Below are 18,147 nucleotides of genomic sequence, written 5' to 3'. Positions count from 1 at the left end.
TGGTCGGCGCCGGATATCCATCGTGTTATTCACCACATATGGGGACATAACAAACTAACTTGTTGTCCGCAACATCGGTCGAACCGAATGGGCGTCCCCATGCCAGCTCCCGCCACGTACCTCGTCACCGGTGGTGCCGGATTCATCGGCTCGCACCTTGCCGATGCGCTGCTCGGCCAGGGCCACACCGTGCTCGTGCTCGACGACCTGTCCACCGGCGCCCGCGCCAACCTCGGCGCCGTCTGGTCCGATCCGCGGCTGCGCTTCGTGCGCGGCTCGGTCCTGGACGAGCGCCTGACCGACGAACTCACCGCCCGCTGCGACACCGTGGTCCACCTCGCGCCCGCGGCCGGCGCCATCGGAGCGGCCGCCCTGCGGCACGGCCGACGGCTCCTGATCGCGGCGGCGGACGGCCGCGGCGAGGCGGCCTGCGGCGCCACCGTCGTACGCCACGGCGACACCGTCGGGCCGCGCCAGTCGCCCGGGCACGCGACCCTGCTGACCCGGCTCGTGCGCCGGGCGGTCGCGGGCGATCCCTTGGTGGTGCACGGCGACGGCAACCGTGCGTGCCGCTTCCTCGACGTCGCCGACGCCGTCGACGCGCTGCTCGCCCTGCTCGATCGCCCCGGCGCGGCGGGCGCCGACTTCGACATCGCAGGCAGCGAGGAGATCACCGTGATGGCCCTGGCCGAACGCACCCTGGCCCGCAGCGGCGGGGCGTCCGTCATCCGCCACTACCCCCACGTCGGCGACCGCGTCCCGCACGAGGCGTACCGGAAGGCCGTCCGGCCCCTCGATACGGCGCCGCTGTGCGAGCTGACCGGGTGGCGGCCCGCCCGCTCCCTCGACGACATCCTGGACGCGGCGATCGCCCGCGCCCGGGCCGAAGCCCCCGTCGTCCTGCCCGGCCTGCGAGCGCGCGCCGCGTCGCCGGCCGGGCACCACCTCGGCTGAGGGGGCGGCCGACATGCTGCACGGGCTCGCGGCCGCGACGGCGGCCGTCGTACTGACCGCCCTGCTCGCCGCCCTGATCCGCGCCCTGATGCTGAGGTTCGGCCGCAGGGGCCGCGACACCACCCCGCACCTGGGCGGCATCGCCGTCGCGCTGGTCACGCTCGGGGTGGCCTGCGCGGGGCCGGTGCTCGACGTCGCCGAACTGGGCGAGGGGGTCGCGCCGCTGCTCGCCGCGGCCGGGGCGGTCGCGCTGCTCGGCCTGGTCGGAGACCTGCGGCCACTGGGCGTACGGGTGCGGCTCGCGGTGGAGGTGGCGGCCGCGACCGGCGTCGTCACGCTGGCCGGGCTCTCGCCGGGCGCGGGGGCGCTCGCGGTGCTGTGGATCGTCTTCGTCACCCACGCCTTCCAGCTCCTGGACAGCTCCGACGGCGCGATGGGCGCGGTCGCCGCCGTCACCGCGCTCGGCCTCGCGGTGTGCGCGATCGCCGATGGACACCCCGGCCACGGGCTGCTCCTGAGCGTGCTCGCCGCGGCGCTGACCGGGTTCCTGCTGCACAACTGGTATCCGGCCCGCATCGATCTCGGTGACTGTGGCTCCTTGTTCACCGGGTTCCTGCTCGCCTCCTCGGCGGTCGCCGTGCACACCGGGGCGCCCGGCGCGCAGACCGCCGCCGAGCTCTTCGCGCTCACCCTCGTCGTCCTCACCGACACCCTGCTCGTGCTGGTCTCGCGCCGCCGCGCGGGCCGCCCGGTCCTGGGCGGCGGCGGCGACCACATCGCCCACCGGCTGCGGAAGCTGGGGCTCACCACGCAGGGCTCGGCGGTCGTCCTCGGCGTCGCGGCGCTGACCGCCACGGTCGTCGGGCTCCAGATCCACGACGGGCGCGTCGACCCCGTCGCGGTGCTGCCGCTCGGTCTCGTCGTGCCCGTCGCGGTCGTGCTGCTGCTCCGGGTCCCGGTGTACGGAGATGCCTCGCACCGCCGCGCCCCGCACGCCCGCACGCCCAAGGACAGCGCCGCCGCCGCCGACCTGGCCGGTGGCCGGGGATGAACCCGTTTCCAGCGATTTCGGCAGGAGCAGTACGCACATGACGACGACCCCCCTGCGCCTGACGCACCGCGCGATGCGCTGGTTCGGCATCGACTCGGCCCGCCACCGCCCCGGCGGCCCCGAACTGGTCCGCCTGCTCGCCCGGTACGAGATCGACCTGGTCCTCGACGTCGGCGCGCACCGCGGCGACTTCGGCGCCATGCTGCGCGCGGCCGGCTACCGCGGCCGCATCGTCTCCTTCGAGCCGCTGCGCGAACCCCGCGCCGAACTGCGCCGCCGTGCCGCCCTCGACGACACCTGGACCGTGCTGCCGTACGCGCTCGGCGACCGTACTGGCCAGGCCATCCTCAACGTCTCCGGTGACGCGGGCCCCGCCAGTTCCCTCCTCCCGTTGCTGCCCCGCCACCCCCGCACCGTGCACACGGGCAAGGCCATCGTGGAGACCCGGCGCCTGGACGGGCTCTGGGAGCAGCTCGTCGCCCCCGGCGAGCGGGTCTTCCTCCAGCTGGACGTCCAGGGGTACGAGGCCCAAGTCCTGGGCGGCGTCGGGGAGTTCGCGGACGAGATCTGCGGGGTGCGGATCGGGGCGCCGCTGGTGCCGCTCTTCGAGGGCGGCAAGCTCTTCGACGAGCTGCTCGCGCTCACCCGGGACAAGCTGGGGCTGACCCTGATGTCCCTTGCGCCGGGCCCCGTCGACCCGTGCGACGGCCGCATGCTCCGGTGCGACTTGGTTCTGCTGAGGGAGGGGGCCCTCGACCCGTCGGAACGGGTGCCTGTGCAGGCGGCGCACGCCGTTTAGCCTGCGGCCAGCCACGGACGGCCTGCGGTCGAAGGCCCGCACGCGCATAAGCCGCACATAAAAGTTGAGCCTGCTCGACTCAGCTCTGTTGACCGGCCGGGACGGATGATGCATCCTTGAGCCAGTTCCACTCAAGTAGTCAGCAGGAGGAATCGAAATGGCACGTGCGGTCGGCATCGACCTGGGCACGACTAACTCCGTCGTCAGCGTTCTTGAAGGCGGCGAGCCCACCGTCATCACCAACGCAGAGGGCGCCAGGACCACGCCGTCCGTCGTCGCCTTCGCGAAGAACGGCGAGGTGCTGGTCGGCGAGGTCGCCAAGCGCCAGGCGGTCACCAACGTCGACAGGACCATCCGGTCGGTCAAGCGCCACATGGGCACCGACTGGAAGATCGAGCTCGACGGCAAGAGCTTCAACCCGCAGCAGATGAGCGCCTTCATCCTGCAGAAGCTGAAGCGCGACGCGGAGGCCTACCTCGGCGAGAAGGTCACCGACGCGGTCATCACCGTGCCGGCGTACTTCAACGACTCCGAGCGTCAGGCGACCAAGGAAGCCGGCGAGATCGCGGGCCTCAACGTCCTGCGCATCGTCAACGAGCCGACGGCCGCCGCCCTGGCCTACGGCCTCGACAAGGACGACCAGACCATCCTCGTCTTCGACCTCGGTGGCGGCACCTTCGACGTGTCCCTCCTGGAGATCGGCGACGGCGTCGTCGAGGTGAAGGCCACCAACGGCGACAACCACCTCGGTGGTGACGACTGGGACCAGCGCGTCGTCGACTACCTGGTGAAGCAGTTCCACTCCGGCCACGGCGTGGACCTGTCCAAGGACAAGATGGCCCTCCAGCGCCTCCGCGAGGCCGCCGAGAAGGCCAAGATCGAGCTGTCCTCGTCCACCGAGACCTCGATCAACCTGCCCTACATCACGGCGTCCGCCGAGGGCCCGCTGCACCTGGACGAGAAGCTCACGCGCGCCCAGTTCCAGCAGCTCACCAGCGACCTCCTGGAGCGCTGCAAGACGCCGTTCCACAACGTCATCAAGGACGCGGGCATCAACCTGTCCGAGATCGACCACGTCGTTCTCGTCGGCGGTTCCACCCGCATGCCGGCCGTCGCCGAGCTCGTCAAGGAGCTGACCGGCGGCAACGAGGCCAACAAGGGCGTCAACCCGGACGAGGTCGTCGCCATCGGCGCGGCCCTCCAGGCCGGTGTCCTCAAGGGCGAGGTCAAGGACGTCCTGCTCCTCGACGTCACCCCGCTGTCCCTCGGCATCGAGACCAAGGGAGGGATCATGACCAAGCTCATCGAGCGCAACACCACGATCCCGACCAAGCGGTCCGAGATCTTCACGACGGCCGAGGACAACCAGCCGTCCGTGCAGATCCAGGTCTACCAGGGCGAGCGCGAGATCGCGGCGTACAACAAGAAGCTCGGGATGTTCGAGCTGACCGGTCTGCCGCCGGCCCCGCGCGGTGTCCCGCAGATCGAGGTCGCCTTCGACATCGACGCCAACGGCATCATGCACGTCACGGCCAAGGACCTCGGCACGGGCAAGGAGCAGAAGATGACCGTCACCGGCGGCTCCTCGCTGCCGAAGGACGAGGTCAACCGCATGCGCGAGGAGGCCGAGCAGTACGCGGAGGAGGACCACCGCCGCCGCGAGGCCGCCGAGAGCCGCAACCAGGGCGAGCAGCTCGTCTACCAGACCGAGAAGTTCCTCAAGGACAACGAGGACAAGGTCCCGGGCGAGGTCAAGACCGAGGTCGAGGCCGCCGTCGCCGAGCTGAAGGAGAAGCTCAAGGGCGAGGACTCCGCCGAGATCCGCACCGCCACGGAGAAGGTCGCCGCCGTCTCGCAGAAGCTGGGCCAGGCCATGTACGCCGACGCCCAGGCCGCGCAGGGCGCTGCCGGCGCCGCCGGTGCCGAGGGCGCTCAGCAGCCCAAGGCCGAGGACGACGTGGTCGACGCCGAGATCGTCGACGACGAGAAGCCGCACGACGCGAAGGGCGGCGCCGCCTGATGTCTGAGGAGACCCCGGGCTTCGAGGAGAAGCCCGACGTCCCCTCCGGCGCTCAGGAAGACGCCGAGCCGAAGGCCGCCGACTCCTCCAAGGAGGGGAAGGCGGCCCCGGCCGGGGACGCGGCCAAGGAGATCGCTCTGCAGGCTCAGCTGGACCAGGCCCAGACGGCGCTCACCGAGCGCACCACGGACCTCCAGCGCCTGCAGGCCGAGTACCAGAACTACCGCCGTCGCGTGGAGCGGGACCGCGTCACGGTCAAGGAGATCGCCGTCGCCGGCCTCCTGACCGAGCTGCTGCCCACGCTCGACGACATCGGCCGGGCCCGTGAACACGGCGAGCTGCAGGGCGGCTTCAAGTCGGTGGCCGAGTCTCTTGAGACGGTCGCCGCGAAGATGGGCCTGCAGCAGTTCGGCAAGGAGGGCGAGCCCTTCGACCCGACGGTCCACGAGGCCCTGATGCACAGCTACGCGCCGGACGTCACCGAGACGACCTGCGTGGCGATCCTGCAGCCGGGCTACCGGATCGGCGAGCGTACGATCCGCCCCGCGCGGGTCGCGGTGGCCGAGCCCCAGCCGGGCGCGGCCGCCAAGGAAGAAAAGTCGAGCGATGAGGAGAGCGGTGGCCCCGACAAGGGCTGACGCAGCGGTCATTGAAGAAGTGATCGTCCGAGAGGAGGGACGTCGATGAACACGAAGGACTTCGTCGAGAAGGACTACTACAAGGTTCTCGGCGTCCCCAAGGACGCCACCGACGCCGAGATCAAGAAGGCGTACCGCAAGCTCGCGCGCGAGAACCACCCCGACGCCAACAAGGGCGACACCAAGGCGGAGGAGCGCTTCAAGGAGATCTCCGAGGCCAACGACATCCTCGGCGACCCCAAGAAGCGCAAGGAGTACGACGAGGCGCGCGCCCTGTTCGGCAACGGCGGCTTCCGGGCCGGTCCCGGGGCCGGCGGCGGCAGCTTCAACTTCGACCTGGGCGACCTGTTCGGCGGGCAGCAGCCCGGCGGCGCCGGGGCAGGCGGCTTCGGCGGCGGCCTCGGCGACGTGTTCGGCGGCCTGTTCAACCGGGGCGGCGCCGGCACCGGCACGCGCACCCAGCCGCGCCGGGGGCAGGACCTGGAGTCCGAGGTGACGCTCAGCTTCACCGAGGCGGTCGACGGGGCCACCGTCCCGATCCGGCTGTCCAGCCAGTCCCCCTGCAAGGCCTGTTCGGGCACCGGCGACAAGAACGGCACGCCCCGGGTGTGCCCGACCTGTGTCGGCACCGGCCAGGTCTCGCGCGGCTCGGGCGGCGGCTTCTCGCTGACCGACCCGTGCGTGGACTGCAAGGGCCGCGGCCTGATCGCCGAGAACCCGTGCGACGTCTGCAAGGGCAGCGGCCGGGCGCGTTCCTCGCGCACCATGCAGGTCCGCATCCCGGCGGGCGTCAGCAACAACCAGCGGATCAGGCTGCGCGGCAAGGGCGCGCCGGGCGAGCGGGGCGGCCCCGCGGGCGACCTGTACGTGGTCGTCCACGTCGACGCGCACCCGGTGTTCGGCCGCAAGGACGACAACCTGACCGTCACGGTGCCGGTCACCTTCACGGAGGCCGCCCTCGGCGCCGAGGTCAAGGTGCCCACGCTCAGCGGCCCGCCGGTCACCCTGAAACTCCCCGCGGGCACTCCCAACGGCCGTACGATGCGGGCCCGCGGCAAGGGCGCGGTCCGCAAGGACGGCACCCGGGGCGACCTCCTGGTCACGGTCGAGGTGACCGTGCCGAAGGAACTGGACGACAAGGCCCGCGAGGCCTTGGAGACCTACCGCGAGGCGACTGCGGGCCAGGACCCGCGGGCAGAACTGTTCCAGGCCGCGAAGGGAGCATGAGATGGACCCCCGCCAGCGTCGACAGCCTCAATTTGGCTCTAGGGCTTACGAGTTGAACGAAGAGACGCCGGTGTACGTCATCTCGGTGGCGGCCCAGCTCTCGGGCCTCCACCCGCAGACCCTGCGGCAGTACGACCGCCTCGGCCTGGTCTCGCCCGACCGCACGGCCGGGCGCGGCCGGCGCTACTCGGCCCGTGACATCGAACTGCTGCGTACGGTGCAGCAGTTGTCGCAGGACGAGGGCATCAACCTGGCGGGCATCAAGCGCATCATCGAGCTGGAGCACCAGGTCGCCGCCCTCCAGGCCCGGGTCGCCGAGCTGTCCTCCGCGGTCGAGGGCGCGGCCGTCGCCATGCAGCAGCGCGAGGCCCAGGTGCACGCGTCCTACCGCCGGGACCTGGTCCCGTACCAGGACGTCCAGCAGGCCAGCGCGCTGGTCGTCTGGCGCCCGAAGAGGTCGTCGGAGTAGCCCCGTCGGCTCCGGCCCCCGTACGCGTCCGAAAAGGCCCGCTGCCCCCTTCCGGGGCGGCGGGCCTTTCGCGCCCGGAGCTCACTCGGCGCTCGCCTGGCGCTCACTCGGCGATCACCGTGAACGCGGGGTCCGATGGGGATAAGGTCATCGGGCTCGGTCGCAGGGAGGCGGGGGAGGGCATGTCTGAGCAGGTGGCGCATCCGCATGGCGCGGACCGGCTGTGCGCGGCCGGGGAACGGGCGTACGCGCAGGCGCTGCGCGCCGGACGCCTCGCGCGCGAGGCCGCGGGCGACGCCACCTGCCTGATCGATCTCGGGCTCCTGCACCCCGACCCCGGCGCCCTCGAATGGCTCCTGCCGACCTCCCCGCAGGCGGTGATGGCACGGCTGTTGCGCGGAATCCACGAGGACATCGCGGCGAGCCAGGCCCGAACGGGCGTGGTGGCGGCGGCGTTCGAGCGGTTCGCCGCCCTCGACGCGCCCGCGCCGGCCGGCACCGAGGCCATCCGCGTCCTGGACGGCATCCCCCGCATCAACGCGGCCATCGACGACGCGATCGCCGGCTGCACCACCGAGGCGCTCACCATCCAGCCCCGCGGCATCCGCCCCGAGCACGTCCTGTCGCAGGCGCTGCCGCGGGCCCTGGACATGGTGGAGCGCGGGGTGCGGATGCGCACCCTGTACACCCACGTCGCCCGCTACGGCACCGGTCTCGCCGACTACCTGCACCAGCTGGAGGGCCGCGCGGTCGAGGTGCGCACCCTCGACGAAGTCACCGACCGGCTCCTCCTGTTCGACCGTACGGTGGCGATCATCCCGGCCGCCGCGGACGACAGCAGCGCCCTGGAGCTGCGCCACCCGGCGCTCGTCGAGTACCTGGCGACCGTCTTCGAGCGGCTGTGGCGGCTCGCGGTGCCGCTGACCGAGGCCGTGCCCGCGGCCACCGACATCGAGGGCGTCACGCACCGCGAGCGGGTCATCGCGGCGCTGCTCGCCGAGGGCCACCAGGACGCGGTGATCGCGCAGCGGCTCGGCATCAGCGTGCGCACCTGCCGCCACCACATCAGCCGCCTCGCCGACGTCCTCGGCAGCTCCAGCCGCACCCAACTCGGCGTCCGCATCGCACAGTTGGGCCTGGACGCGCACCCTCGGTAATCCGCGACGCGCGCAACATGCGGACATGTCGAGCTTTATTCCACCTCCAGTTGATGCAGTGCAGCAACATGACGGTGGTGGCCGGGCGGCTCGGGATGCATCGTGGTGTTCAGTATGAGCAGCTCGACTCACGGGGACGCGGGGCCGGGGGGCGGCGAGGTGGACGCCGCTGCCGTGGCTCTGCTGGTGCGCGGCATCCACGACGGCCTCGCCGACACGCGGCGCAGGGCGGGCTGGATCGCCGAGGCCTTCGAGCGGTACGCGTCGATCGGCACGCGCGCCCCCGAGCCCTGCGCGGCCGTCCGGGTGCTCGACGGCTTCGACGAGATCGACGCGGCCATCGCCTCGGCCTCGGCCGCCTGCGCCACCGAGATGCTGACCGTGCAGCCCGACGGGATCCGCTCGCCGAGCATCCTGGCGCAGGCCTCGACGCGGGACCCGGCGCTCGTGGCCCGCGGCGCGCGGATGCGCACCCTGTACACGCACGTGGCCCGCTACGGGCCCGCCCTGAACGCCTACTTGGAGCGGCTCGGCGACGGCGCCGAGGTGCGCACCCTGGACGAGGTCACCGACCGGATGATGGTCTTCGACCGCACGGTGGCGTTCCTGCCCGCCAACCCGGAGCGCACCAGCGCCCTGGAGCTGCGCCAGCCCGCCCTCGTCGGCCACCTGGTGACGGTCTTCGAGTGCCTGTGGAACCGGGCCGTCCCGCTCGCCGAACCCGTACCGGCGGCGACCGGCATCGCCGGCATCACGCACCGCGAGCGCGTCATCGCGGCGCTGCTCGCCGAGGGCCACCAGGACGCGGCCGTCGCGCAGCGGCTCGGCATCAGCGTGCGCACCTGCCGCCACCACATCGGCCGCCTCGCCGAGGCGCTCGGCTCCTCCAGCCGCGCACAGCTCGGCGTCCGCATCGCCCGGGCCGGCCTCGGCGGCCCCGCGCACCCGGTCGCCCCGCGGTGACGGTTTCAGGCGTCCTTGTCCAGGATGCCGGACTGTGCGATGAGGAAGCCGAGTTGGGCACGGCTCCCGCTGCCGAGCGCGGCCGCCAGCTTGGCGATGTGCGCGCGGCAGGTGCGTACGTTCATGCCGAGGCGGCGGGCGATCGCCTCGTCCACGTGGCCCTCCACCAGGAGCTTGGCGATGGAGCGCTGGACGCCGGTGATGCCGGCCGTCTCCAGGTGGTAGGGCACCTCGTCGTCCCACGGGGTGGCGTACTGCCAGAACTGGTCGAAGACGCCCACCAGGTACTGCACGAGCCCCTCGTGCCGCAGTTCCAGGGCGACTTGACGGTCGCTGCGGGCGGGTATGAAGGCGATCTTGCGGTCCATGATGATGAGCCGGTCGATGATCTCCTCAAGGGTGCGCACCTCCAGACCGTACGGAGCGATCCGTTCCACGTAGCCGATGGTGGCGGAGTGGTGGCGGGCGGTGTGCTGGTAGAGGGTGCGCATCTCCACGCCGCGGGCGAGCAGCGGCTCGATGCGGCGCAGGCCCGCCTCGAAGCTCTCGGGCCTGCGGCCGCTGCCGGGCTGGATGACGAGCAGTTCCTCGGTGCATTCGTTGATGACGCGGTCGAGGGTCGCGTTGATCAGTTCGAGGCCTTCGAGGACCGTGATCGCGTGCGTGCCGGTGGTCGCCGGCGTCGCGATCGACATGAATGGCTCGAAGGTGTCGGCGAGGGCGACCGAGAGCTTTCTGCGCTCCTGGATCTCGCGTTCCAGCGGCTGGGTCAGCAGGTTGAGCACCACCGTGGGCGGAACCGGGCGCAGCAGCTGGGCGTCGTCGGGATCGGGGCGGAGCAGGGTGAGGTCGACCAGGCACGGGGCGGAGTCGGCCTCTGAGCGGGATATCCCGCCTGTACGCAGGGCAAGGGCGTACAGAGCCGTTCCTGTCTCGCACAGATCAACCGGGCCGTGATCGTGTCCTATGTGCCCTTGTTTCAACCTAGTTGCACCCCCCTCATCCTTTTGAATTACAGGAACATGATGCCTGGCTGCGCTGGTGCAAGTGGCCGGAGTGGGCCATCGTCGTATCCGCGGGGGGAGGTAATGATCAAAAGAGGTGGAGATCGGCCATGAGCAGGATGGTTCGAGCACTAAGCACGACAGCCGTTGTGGCGGCTGCTCTCTGCGCTCTCTCGGCGCCTGGGGACGTCACTTGGGAGACCCACCCCGCGAAGTCCGGAGCAACGACCGCACAGGACGTCACCTGGGAGATCGCACCGAAGGTCGTGGCGATAGGTGGCGACGTCACCTGGGAGACCGCTCCCAAGGGTGCCGTCGCATGAGCTTCCCGCCCGACGACCGCACCTTCCGTCGCGAAATGGCCACGGCCTACCGCTCGGGGTGGCACTTCATCGACCTCGCCACAGCAGTTCCTTTTCGTGGCGATTCGTTGATGGTCACCCTGCTCGGTGAGCCGATCCTGATCGCCCGTGAGGACGACGAGGACGTCCGTGCCTACCGGTGCCTGCGCCGGCCGCGCGGGGCACCGCAGCCCATTCGCTGTGTTGTCCGGTACGGCATGGTCTTCGTGAATCTCGACCAACGTGACCACCAGCTTTTCGAGTCGGAGGCTCAACCCGATTCATCCACCGCCACCCCCCGCAGTGCCTGACGCGATCCCCCGTCGTTGTACATCGCGCAGGTGCTTCCCCCACACAGCGGCGCCATCGTGGACCTGAACACGATGGCGCCGTTGTGCTGTCCGGGTGCCGGCGGCAGGCGTCTCAGGCGTTGCCCATCGCCCTGGTCAGCCTGATCTCGATCAGCACCCGGTCCGGGTTCGGGGCCGGGGTCCGCTGATAGCGCTCCGCATAGCGCTCCACCGCGTCCGCGATCAGCTCGGGTTCCGTGCGCACGACCGCGCGGCCCTCCAGCGTCGCCCAGCGCTTGCCCGCCAGCTGGCAGACCGCGACCCGCGCGCCCGCCGGGTCCGCCGCGAGCGCCGCGAGGACGTTGGCGACCTTCCGGCTGTTCTTGTTGCAGATGATCCGCGCGAGCCCCGCCTCCGGGTCGTACGTCACTCCCACCGGCGTCACGTGCGGCGAGCCGTCCGGCCGCGGCGTCGTCAAGGTGCAGATGTGGCGCTCGCGCCAGAAGCTGAGATAGGCGTCGTCGGGCTTGCGTACGTCTGTGGCCATGGCCAAGAAACCTAGCCCTCGCCTTCCCTTCCCAACACCTTGAGCGGAATGCACTCAAGTTTGTGTACGTTGGAAGGGTCATAGGTGGTGAAGCCATTGCCAGGGCGTACGACGAGGAGGAGCGAACGCACGTGGATGCCGAGCTGACCAACAAGAGCCGGGACGCGATCAACGCGGCAAGCGACCGGGCCGTCGCCGGGGGCCACCCGGATCTGACCCCCGCGCATCTGCTGCTCGCGCTCCTGGAGGGCCAGGACAACGAGAACATCACCGACCTGCTGGCCGCCGTGGACGCGGACCAGGCCGCCGTGCGCTCCGGCGCCGAGCGGCTCCTCGGCGCGCTCCCGAGCGTGACCGGCTCCACCGTGGCCCCGCCCCAGCCCAACCGCGAACTGCTCGCCGTCATCGCGGACGCGGCCCAGCGTGCCAAGGAGCTGGGCGACGCCTACCTCTCCACCGAGCACCTGCTGATCGGCCTGGCGGCCAAGGGCGGGCAGGCCGGTGAGATCCTCTCCCAGCAGGGAGCGAGCGCGAAGAAGCTCCTTGACGCGTTCGAGACGAGCAGGGGAGGGCGCCGGGTGACCACACCCGACCCGGAGGGTCAGTACAAGGCGCTGGAGAAGTTCGGTACGGACTTCACGGCGGCCGCCCGCGAGGGCAAGCTCGACCCGGTCATCGGCCGGGATCAGGAGATCCGCCGGGTCGTCCAGGTGCTTTCGCGGCGTACGAAGAACAACCCGGTGCTGATCGGCGAGCCCGGCGTCGGCAAGACCGCCGTCGTCGAAGGGCTCGCGCAGCGCATCGTGAAGGGCGACGTGCCGGAGTCGCTGAAGAACAAGAAGCTGGTCTCGCTCGACCTCGGCGCGATGGTCGCGGGCGCGAAGTACCGGGGCGAGTTCGAGGAACGCCTCAAGACCGTCCTCTCGGAGATCAAGGAGAGCGACGGCCAGATCATCACGTTCATCGACGAGCTGCACACCGTGGTCGGCGCGGGCGCGGGCGGCGACTCGGCGATGGACGCGGGCAACATGCTCAAGCCCATGCTGGCCCGCGGCGAGCTCCGCATGGTCGGCGCGACCACGCTCGACGAGTACCGCGAGCGCATCGAGAAGGACCCGGCCCTTGAGCGCCGCTTCCAGCAGGTCCTGGTCGCCGAGCCGTCCGTCGAGGACACCATCGCGATCCTGCGCGGCCTGAAGGGCCGTTACGAGGCGCACCACAAGGTGCAGATCGCGGACAGCGCCCTGGTCGCCGCCGCCACCCTCTCCGACCGGTACATCACCTCGCGCTTCCTGCCCGACAAGGCCATCGACCTCGTGGACGAGGCCGCCTCCCGGCTCCGCATGGAGATCGACTCCTCGCCCGTCGAGATCGATGAACTCCAGCGCGCCGTCGACCGGTTGCGCATGGAGGAGCTGGCCCTGAAGAACGAGACCGACGCCGGCTCGCTCCAGCGCCTCGACAAGCTCCGCAAGGACCTCGCCGACAAGGAGGAGGAGCTGCGCGGCCTCACCGCCCGCTGGGAGAAGGAGAAGCAGGGCCTCAACCGGGTCGGTGAGCTGAAGGAGCGGCTCGACGATCTGCGCGGCCAGGCCGAACGCGCCCAGCGCGACGGCGACTTCGACTCCGCCTCCAAGCTTCTGTACGGCGAAATCCCGGGCCTGGAACGGGAGTTGGAGGAGGCCGCCGAAGCGGAGGCCGAGCAGGAGAAGTCCAAGGACACCATGGTGAAGGAGGAGGTCGGCCCGGACGACATCGCGGACGTGGTCGGCGCCTGGACCGGCATCCCCGCCGGGCGCCTCCTGGAGGGCGAGACGCAGAAGCTGCTCCGCATGGAGGACGAGCTGGGCAAGCGCCTGATCGGCCAGTCCGAAGCGGTGCAGGCCGTCTCGGACGCGGTGCGCCGCACCCGGGCCGGCATCGCCGACCCCGACCGGCCGACCGGCTCGTTCCTCTTCCTCGGCCCGACGGGCGTCGGCAAGACCGAGCTCGCCAAGGCCCTCGCCGACTTCCTCTTCGACGACGAGCGGGCGATGGTCCGCATCGACATGTCGGAGTACAGCGAGAAGCACAGCGTGGCCCGCCTGGTCGGCGCGCCTCCCGGCTACGTCGGCTACGAGGAGGGCGGCCAGCTCACCGAGGCCGTCCGCCGCCGCCCGTACAGCGTCGTGCTCCTGGACGAGGTGGAGAAGGCGCACCCCGAAGTCTTCGACATCCTGCTCCAGGTCCTCGACGACGGGCGCCTCACCGACGGCCAGGGCCGCACGGTCGACTTCCGCAACACCATCCTGATCCTCACCTCCAACCTGGGCAGCCAGTACCTCGTCGAGCCGCTGACCAGCACGGAAGAGAAGAAGCAGCAGGTGCTGGAAGTGGTGCGGGCCTCCTTCAAGCCCGAGTTCCTCAACCGCCTCGACGACCTCGTGGTCTTCTCGGCCCTCACCAAGGACGAGCTGTCCCACATCGCCAGGCTCCAGATCGACCGCCTGGCCAAGCGCCTGGCCGACCGCCGCCTCACCCTGGACGTCACCCCCGAGGCCCTTCAGTGGCTCGCCGACGAGGGCAACGACCCGGCGTACGGAGCGCGCCCGCTGCGCCGCCTGATCCAGACCGCCATCGGTGACCGGCTCGCCAAGGAGATCCTGGCGGGCGAAGTGACCGACGGTGACACGGTTCGGGTGGACCGATTCGGGGAGGGGCTGATCGTGGGGGCCGCGAAGTAGGGCCGATCCACGCCACTCGGGCCCGATTCGGTCAGCCCGCAGCGGATACCCGGGGGCAGGGGTTGCCAGCCCTGCCCCGGCATGGGGGAGGATGACCGGAACCGTACGAAGGAAGATTCACGATGAGCATCGACCCGTCCTCGATTCCGAATTTCGGGGCTCAGCAGGGCCCGCAGTCCGGCGGTGCGCCGTCCGGGCCCGTCGTCCCCGACCAGGACCTGGTGAAGCAGCTCCTGGACCAGATGGAGCTCAAGTACGTCGTGGACGACGAGGGCGACCTCGCCGCGCCGTGGGAGGATTTCCGTACGTACTTCATGTTCCGCGGTGAGGACGACCAGCAGGTCTTCTCGGTGCGGACGTTCTACGACCGGCCGCACAGCATCGACGACAAGGTCCAGATCCTGGAGTCGATCGACGACTGGAACCGCCGCACCCTGTGGCCCAAGGTCTACACGCACACGCACGACGACGGCACCGTCCGCCTCATCGGCGAGGCGCAGATGCTGATCGGCACCGGGGTCGCCCTGGAGCACTTCGTGTCCTCCACGGTGAGCTGGGTCCGTGCCTCGATCGAGTTCGACAAGTGGCTGCTCGAACAGCTCGGCCTGGAGAAGGACGTCGAGTCCGGCGAGGGCGACGAGTCCGGCGAGTCCGACTCCGAGTGACCCCTCGGGTGATTCAGAGCGCCATGGTGGCCAGCGTCAGCAGATAGGCCCCGTAGCAGAACGAGAGCCCGGCCAGGGCGACGGTCACCGCGACCGCCGCCCGGGGCCGGGCTTTCGTCAGTGCGAGCGCGAGCGGGACGAGCAGCGGGAACGCGGGCAGCAGGAAGCGCGGCTTCGACTCGAAGAACCCCGACCCGCCGACCGTGATCAGCACCAGGACGGCCGTGTAGATCAGCAGGGGCATCGGCGGCCGGTCAAGGACGAAAAGGACGAAAAGCACCACCATCGCCGCGGTCAGCAGCGCGGCCATCGTGAATCCCAGGTCGTACGGGGCCGTCGCGAGCCTCTTCACGAACTCCAGCGAGCCCTCGCCGAAGTCGAACCGGGACGTCCAGCCGGCCTGCACCGCGAAGTAGCCGCCGAGCAGATCGCCCTTGCGCACCCCGACCCACAGGACGTAGCCGCACCAGCCGAGCGGCGCGAGCAGCGCGCCCGCCCAGGGCCGCCAGGAACGCCGCCCGCCGCGCCAGATCTCGTATCCCGCCGCCGCCAGCACCGCCGCGGTCACCGCGACGGCGTTCGGCCGGGAGAGCCCGGCGAGCAGCGCGAGCGAGCCCGCCCACAGCCAGCGCCGCTCCAGGACCGCCCACAGCGACCAGGCCGCGAGCGCCGTCATGACGGGCTCGGTGTACGCCATCGTCAGGACGACGGAGTGCGGAAGCAGCCCCCACAGCAGCACCAGCAGGGTGCCCACCGGGCGGCCGTGGAGGCGCTCCCCGATCAGGTAGATCCCGGGGGCCGCGGCCGCCGCCGCCGTCCACGAGACGATCAGGCCCGCGGTGCCGCCGGTGACCGGCAGGACGGTGGTCACCGCGCGGATCAGGCCCGGGTAGAGCGGGAAGAACGCCAGGTCGCTCTGGACCGAGCCGTCCGGCCAGGACAGCGTGCGGCCGTAGCCGTGGGCTGCGATCCGGGCGTACCAGTCGGCGTCCCAGGAGGTCGCGAGCCGCACGCGCGGCGAGAACCCCCGGTGCCAGGCCGCGACCGCGACCATCAGGAGCCCGGTCAGCCGCGCGGCCGCGAACAGGCCGAGCGCGGGGGCCGCCCGGCGCAGCGCGCCGGTCCAGGGCGGGGCGCTCGTGATGCTCCCCGCCCGGCGGCCGCGGGCGGGAACGGTGATCTCGGCGGACAGGGGACACCTCCGGTCGCGCGTTGGTCGTTCAGACCGACCATCAGCGCGGATCCGGCTTCCCGCGACCGGTGCGCCCCCGACCGGGTAGAACTCCGCCCACCCGGCGGTGCGCACGGGGGTCGCAGCGCTGCCCTAGCCCGCCAGGGCCTTGAGCCGGGTGACCGCCTCTTCGAGTACGGCCGTCCGCTTGCAGAAGGCGAACCGGACGAAGGGGGCGCCCTCTTCGCGGTGGTCGTAGAAGACCGCGTTGGGGATCGCCACGACGCCGACGCGCTCGGGCAGCGCACGGCAGAACGCGAAGCCGTCGCTCTCGCCCAGCGGGCGGATGTCGGTGGTCACGAAGTACGTGCCGGCCGGGCGGAACACCTCGAACCCGGCCGCCGCGAGCCCCTCGCTCAGCAGGTCCCGCTTGGCCTGGTGCTCCGCGCGGAACCCGTCGAAGTAGGAGTCCGGCAGCCGCAGCGCCTCGGCCACCGCGTACTGGAAGGGCCCCGAGGCCACGTACGTCAGGAACTGCTTGGCGGAGCGGACGGCTGCCACCAGCTCGGGGGCCGCCGTCACCCAGCCGACCTTCCAGCCCGTGAACGAGAACGTCTTGCCCGCCGAGCCGATGGTGACCGTGCGCTCGCGCATGCCCGGCAGGGAGGCGAGCGGGACGTGCTCGGCGCCGTCGAAGACGAGGTGCTCGTACACCTCGTCGGTGATCACCAGGAGGTCGCGCTCGCAGGCGAGTTCGGCGACCGCGGTGAGCTCGGCGCGGGTCAGGACCGTGCCGGTCGGGTTGTGCGGGGTGTTGAGGAGGATCAGCCGGGTGCGCGGGGTGACGGCCGCGCGCAGCTCGTCGAGGTCGAGGACGAAGTGTCCATGCGCGGCTCCGCCGCGCGGGCCCCCGGACGGGCGCAGGGTGACCGGCACGCGGGTGGCGCCCGCCATCGCGATGCACGCGGCGTACGAGTCGTAGTACGGCTCCAGGGCGATGACCTCGTCGCCGGGTTCGAGCAGCGCGAGCAGGGAGGCGGCGATGGCCTCCGTGGCGCCCGCGGTGACCAGGACCTCGCGGTCCGGGTCGAAGGCGAGGCCGTACCGGCGCTCCTGGTGGTCGGCGATCGCGGTGCGCAGCTCGGGGACGCCGGGGCCCGGCGGGTACTGGTTGCCCCGGCCGTCGAGCAGGGCACGGACCGCCGCTTCCCGTACGGCCTCGGGGCCGTCGGTGTCGGGGAAGCCCTGGCCGAGGTTGATGGACCCGGTCCGCTGGGCGAGGGCGGACATCTCGGCGAAGATCGTCGTCCCGAACTCGGCGAGGCGACGGTTGAGGAGAGGGCGTGCGCTGGAGGTCATGACCGCCATCCTGCGGGCAACCTCTGGAGTTGCTCAAGTGTGCTTTGGCGTCCGGCAGCCGCGGGCATCCCCCCTCCACGCGGGACAACGGGGGACCGCGGGAGACAAGGACGGTGGGGGGAATGGACATCGCCATCGAGATGGGGATCGTCGTAGCGGTGCTGCTGATCATCGTGGCCAGCCCGGGGGCACGGCGGCGGCGCAAGGCCATGGCGGCGCGCAAGCGGTCGAGGTGGTCGTCCTCCTCCGGAAGCTCCGGAAGCTCCGGAAGCTCCGGGAGCTCCGGCAGCTGGTGGGCCGGGGGCGGGGACGGCGGATCGTCGGGCGGTGGCGGGCATCACGGCGGCCACCACGGGGGCGGCGGCCACCACTCCTGCGGTGGCGGGCACTCCTCGTGCGGCGGCCACTCGTCCTGCGGCGGCGGAGGCTGCGGGTCGAGCTGAGAGCCGGCACCCGAACTCCCCTCGGCGCAGGCGCAGTTCGGGCCAATGGGCCACGGGGCGACCGGCTCGGACGTGGTCGCGGCTGTCACGGGGCAGCCGATTCCACCGCCGGTCGTGCCCGTTGTGCGCCCGGTCGGTTCCGGCCGGCCGGGCGCCCTCTTGCACGCCTGTAGTTGAACGTTTGAACCGAGTGGCCCCCGAGGGGATGGAAACCCCATCAAGTTGGGTAAAAAAGCTGTGAGCGCCGCGCACTTCATGATTCCCTCGCAGATGAGAAACGACGCAGCCCTCGGACCCCGGGCGATCACAGAGCGGTCCCCCGTCCT

Annotated in this window: 17 protein-coding genes; 13 read left to right on the top strand and 4 right to left on the bottom strand. The window is 71.2% G+C overall.

Annotated features, from left to right (window positions below):
* The first annotated feature begins 99 nt into the window (after positions 1-99).
* The 9 genes from ADK54_RS16850 (at position 100) to ADK54_RS16810 (ending at position 9,278) form a co-directional block, all read left to right on the top strand.
* Positions 100-954 (top strand): NAD-dependent epimerase/dehydratase family protein, encoded by an 855-nt coding sequence (locus ADK54_RS16850; protein ID WP_053726456.1) that lies wholly within the window; start codon positions 100-102, stop codon positions 952-954.
* 13 nt (positions 955-967) lie between these two features.
* Complete coding sequence (locus tag ADK54_RS16845; protein WP_053726455.1) at positions 968-2,005, top strand: MraY family glycosyltransferase; 1,038 nt, start codon at positions 968-970, stop codon at positions 2,003-2,005.
* A gap of 37 nt (positions 2,006-2,042) precedes the next feature.
* The gene (locus tag ADK54_RS16840) at positions 2,043-2,804 is read left to right on the top strand and encodes an FkbM family methyltransferase (RefSeq protein ID WP_053726454.1); all 762 of its coding nucleotides are present in this window, start codon (positions 2,043-2,045) and stop codon (positions 2,802-2,804) included.
* A 157-nt stretch (positions 2,805-2,961) separates the two neighbouring features.
* Positions 2,962-4,824, top strand: a complete 1,863-nt coding sequence (gene dnaK / locus ADK54_RS16835) for a molecular chaperone DnaK (RefSeq protein ID WP_053726453.1) — start codon at positions 2,962-2,964, stop codon at positions 4,822-4,824.
* Positions 4,824-5,462 carry a nucleotide exchange factor GrpE gene (grpE, locus tag ADK54_RS16830; RefSeq protein ID WP_053726452.1) on the top strand — a complete coding sequence of 213 codons (639 nt, stop codon included), beginning with the start codon at positions 4,824-4,826 and terminating at the stop codon, positions 5,460-5,462. The genes dnaK and grpE overlap by 1 nt, the downstream gene beginning before the upstream one ends.
* Before the next feature lie 45 nt (positions 5,463-5,507).
* The gene (dnaJ, locus tag ADK54_RS16825) at positions 5,508-6,689 is read left to right on the top strand and encodes a molecular chaperone DnaJ (protein WP_053726451.1); all 1,182 of its coding nucleotides are present in this window, start codon (positions 5,508-5,510) and stop codon (positions 6,687-6,689) included.
* Between the two features lies 1 nt (position 6,690).
* Complete coding sequence (locus ADK54_RS16820; protein ID WP_053726450.1) at positions 6,691-7,158, top strand: heat shock protein transcriptional repressor HspR; 468 nt, start codon at positions 6,691-6,693, stop codon at positions 7,156-7,158.
* Positions 7,159-7,340: 182 nt separating this feature from the next.
* Positions 7,341-8,315 (top strand): LuxR C-terminal-related transcriptional regulator, encoded by a 975-nt coding sequence (locus ADK54_RS16815; RefSeq protein ID WP_053726449.1) that lies wholly within the window; start codon positions 7,341-7,343, stop codon positions 8,313-8,315.
* Positions 8,316-8,429: 114 nt separating this feature from the next.
* Positions 8,430-9,278 carry a helix-turn-helix transcriptional regulator gene (locus ADK54_RS16810; RefSeq protein ID WP_053726448.1) on the top strand — a complete coding sequence of 283 codons (849 nt, stop codon included), beginning with the start codon at positions 8,430-8,432 and terminating at the stop codon, positions 9,276-9,278.
* Positions 9,279-9,283: 5 nt separating this feature from the next.
* On the opposite strand, the gene ADK54_RS16805 is transcribed toward ADK54_RS16810, so the two are convergent.
* On the bottom strand, positions 9,284-10,261 hold the full coding sequence (locus ADK54_RS16805; protein WP_234392104.1) for a helix-turn-helix transcriptional regulator: 978 nt from the start codon (positions 10,259-10,261) through the stop codon (positions 9,284-9,286).
* A gap of 340 nt (positions 10,262-10,601) precedes the next feature.
* Here ADK54_RS16805 and ADK54_RS16800 point away from each other — a divergent pair, with 340 nt between their 5' ends.
* Positions 10,602-10,934, top strand: coding sequence for a (2Fe-2S)-binding protein (locus tag ADK54_RS16800; RefSeq protein WP_053726447.1), 333 nt, complete (start codon positions 10,602-10,604; stop codon positions 10,932-10,934).
* Positions 10,935-11,046: 112 nt separating this feature from the next.
* On the opposite strand, the gene ADK54_RS16795 is transcribed toward ADK54_RS16800, so the two are convergent.
* Positions 11,047-11,460: a pyridoxamine 5'-phosphate oxidase family protein gene (locus tag ADK54_RS16795; protein ID WP_053726446.1), complete on the bottom strand. Its 414-nt coding sequence runs from the start codon at positions 11,458-11,460 to the stop codon at positions 11,047-11,049.
* Between the two features lie 131 nt (positions 11,461-11,591).
* On the opposite strand from ADK54_RS16795, the gene clpB reads away from it, so the two are divergent.
* Both clpB and ADK54_RS16785 read left to right on the top strand, forming a co-directional pair.
* Positions 11,592-14,183 (top strand): ATP-dependent chaperone ClpB, encoded by a 2,592-nt coding sequence (gene clpB, locus ADK54_RS16790; RefSeq protein WP_053726445.1) that lies wholly within the window; start codon positions 11,592-11,594, stop codon positions 14,181-14,183.
* 122 nt (positions 14,184-14,305) lie between these two features.
* Positions 14,306-14,848 carry a YbjN domain-containing protein gene (locus ADK54_RS16785; RefSeq protein WP_053726444.1) on the top strand — a complete coding sequence of 181 codons (543 nt, stop codon included), beginning with the start codon at positions 14,306-14,308 and terminating at the stop codon, positions 14,846-14,848.
* A gap of 13 nt (positions 14,849-14,861) precedes the next feature.
* Here the strand turns inward: ADK54_RS16785 and ADK54_RS16780 are convergent, their stop codons facing one another.
* Together ADK54_RS16780 and ADK54_RS16775 are read right to left on the bottom strand one after the other, a co-directional pair.
* The gene (locus ADK54_RS16780; RefSeq protein ID WP_234392103.1) at positions 14,862-16,154 is read right to left on the bottom strand and encodes a hypothetical protein; all 1,293 of its coding nucleotides are present in this window, start codon (positions 16,152-16,154) and stop codon (positions 14,862-14,864) included.
* Between the two features lie 18 nt (positions 16,155-16,172).
* Positions 16,173-17,387 carry a pyridoxal phosphate-dependent aminotransferase gene (locus ADK54_RS16775; protein WP_053726443.1) on the bottom strand — a complete coding sequence of 405 codons (1,215 nt, stop codon included), beginning with the start codon at positions 17,385-17,387 and terminating at the stop codon, positions 16,173-16,175.
* Positions 17,388-17,500: 113 nt separating this feature from the next.
* Between ADK54_RS16775 and ADK54_RS16770 the strand changes: the two genes are divergently transcribed.
* A complete protein-coding gene (locus ADK54_RS16770; protein WP_159047788.1) occupies positions 17,501-17,821 on the top strand; it encodes a hypothetical protein in 321 nt (106 codons plus the stop codon).
* The last annotated feature ends 326 nt before the right edge of the window (positions 17,822-18,147 follow it).

This window comes from Streptomyces sp. WM6378 (assembly GCF_001279695.1).
Taxonomy (GTDB): domain Bacteria; phylum Actinomycetota; class Actinomycetes; order Streptomycetales; family Streptomycetaceae; genus Streptomyces.
The sequence above is the reverse complement of the archived record's forward strand: the minus strand, read 5'-3'. Positions and strand labels throughout refer to the sequence as shown.

Bases quoted from the DNA above. Each gene is read 5' to 3' on its own strand.
- dnaJ (WP_053726451.1), top strand. From the start codon at position 5,508: ATGAACACGAAGGACTTCGTCGAGAAGGACTACTACAAGGTTCTCGGC.
- ADK54_RS16795 (WP_053726446.1), bottom strand. From the start codon at position 11,460: ATGGCCACAGACGTACGCAAGCCCGACGACGCCTATCTCAGCTTCTGG.
- ADK54_RS16815 (WP_053726449.1), top strand. From the start codon at position 7,341: ATGTCTGAGCAGGTGGCGCATCCGCATGGCGCGGACCGGCTGTGCGCG.
- grpE (WP_053726452.1), top strand. From the start codon at position 4,824: ATGTCTGAGGAGACCCCGGGCTTCGAGGAGAAGCCCGACGTCCCCTCC.
- ADK54_RS16845 (WP_053726455.1), top strand. From the start codon at position 968: ATGCTGCACGGGCTCGCGGCCGCGACGGCGGCCGTCGTACTGACCGCC.
- ADK54_RS16785 (WP_053726444.1), top strand. From the start codon at position 14,306: ATGAGCATCGACCCGTCCTCGATTCCGAATTTCGGGGCTCAGCAGGGC.
- ADK54_RS16770 (WP_159047788.1), top strand. From the start codon at position 17,501: ATGGACATCGCCATCGAGATGGGGATCGTCGTAGCGGTGCTGCTGATC.
- ADK54_RS16840 (WP_053726454.1), top strand. From the start codon at position 2,043: ATGACGACGACCCCCCTGCGCCTGACGCACCGCGCGATGCGCTGGTTC.
- ADK54_RS16850 (WP_053726456.1), top strand. From the start codon at position 100: ATGCCAGCTCCCGCCACGTACCTCGTCACCGGTGGTGCCGGATTCATC.
- dnaK (WP_053726453.1), top strand. From the start codon at position 2,962: ATGGCACGTGCGGTCGGCATCGACCTGGGCACGACTAACTCCGTCGTC.
- ADK54_RS16820 (WP_053726450.1), top strand. From the start codon at position 6,691: ATGGACCCCCGCCAGCGTCGACAGCCTCAATTTGGCTCTAGGGCTTAC.
- ADK54_RS16800 (WP_053726447.1), top strand. From the start codon at position 10,602: ATGAGCTTCCCGCCCGACGACCGCACCTTCCGTCGCGAAATGGCCACG.
- ADK54_RS16810 (WP_053726448.1), top strand. From the start codon at position 8,430: ATGAGCAGCTCGACTCACGGGGACGCGGGGCCGGGGGGCGGCGAGGTG.
- ADK54_RS16775 (WP_053726443.1), bottom strand. From the start codon at position 17,387: ATGGCGGTCATGACCTCCAGCGCACGCCCTCTCCTCAACCGTCGCCTC.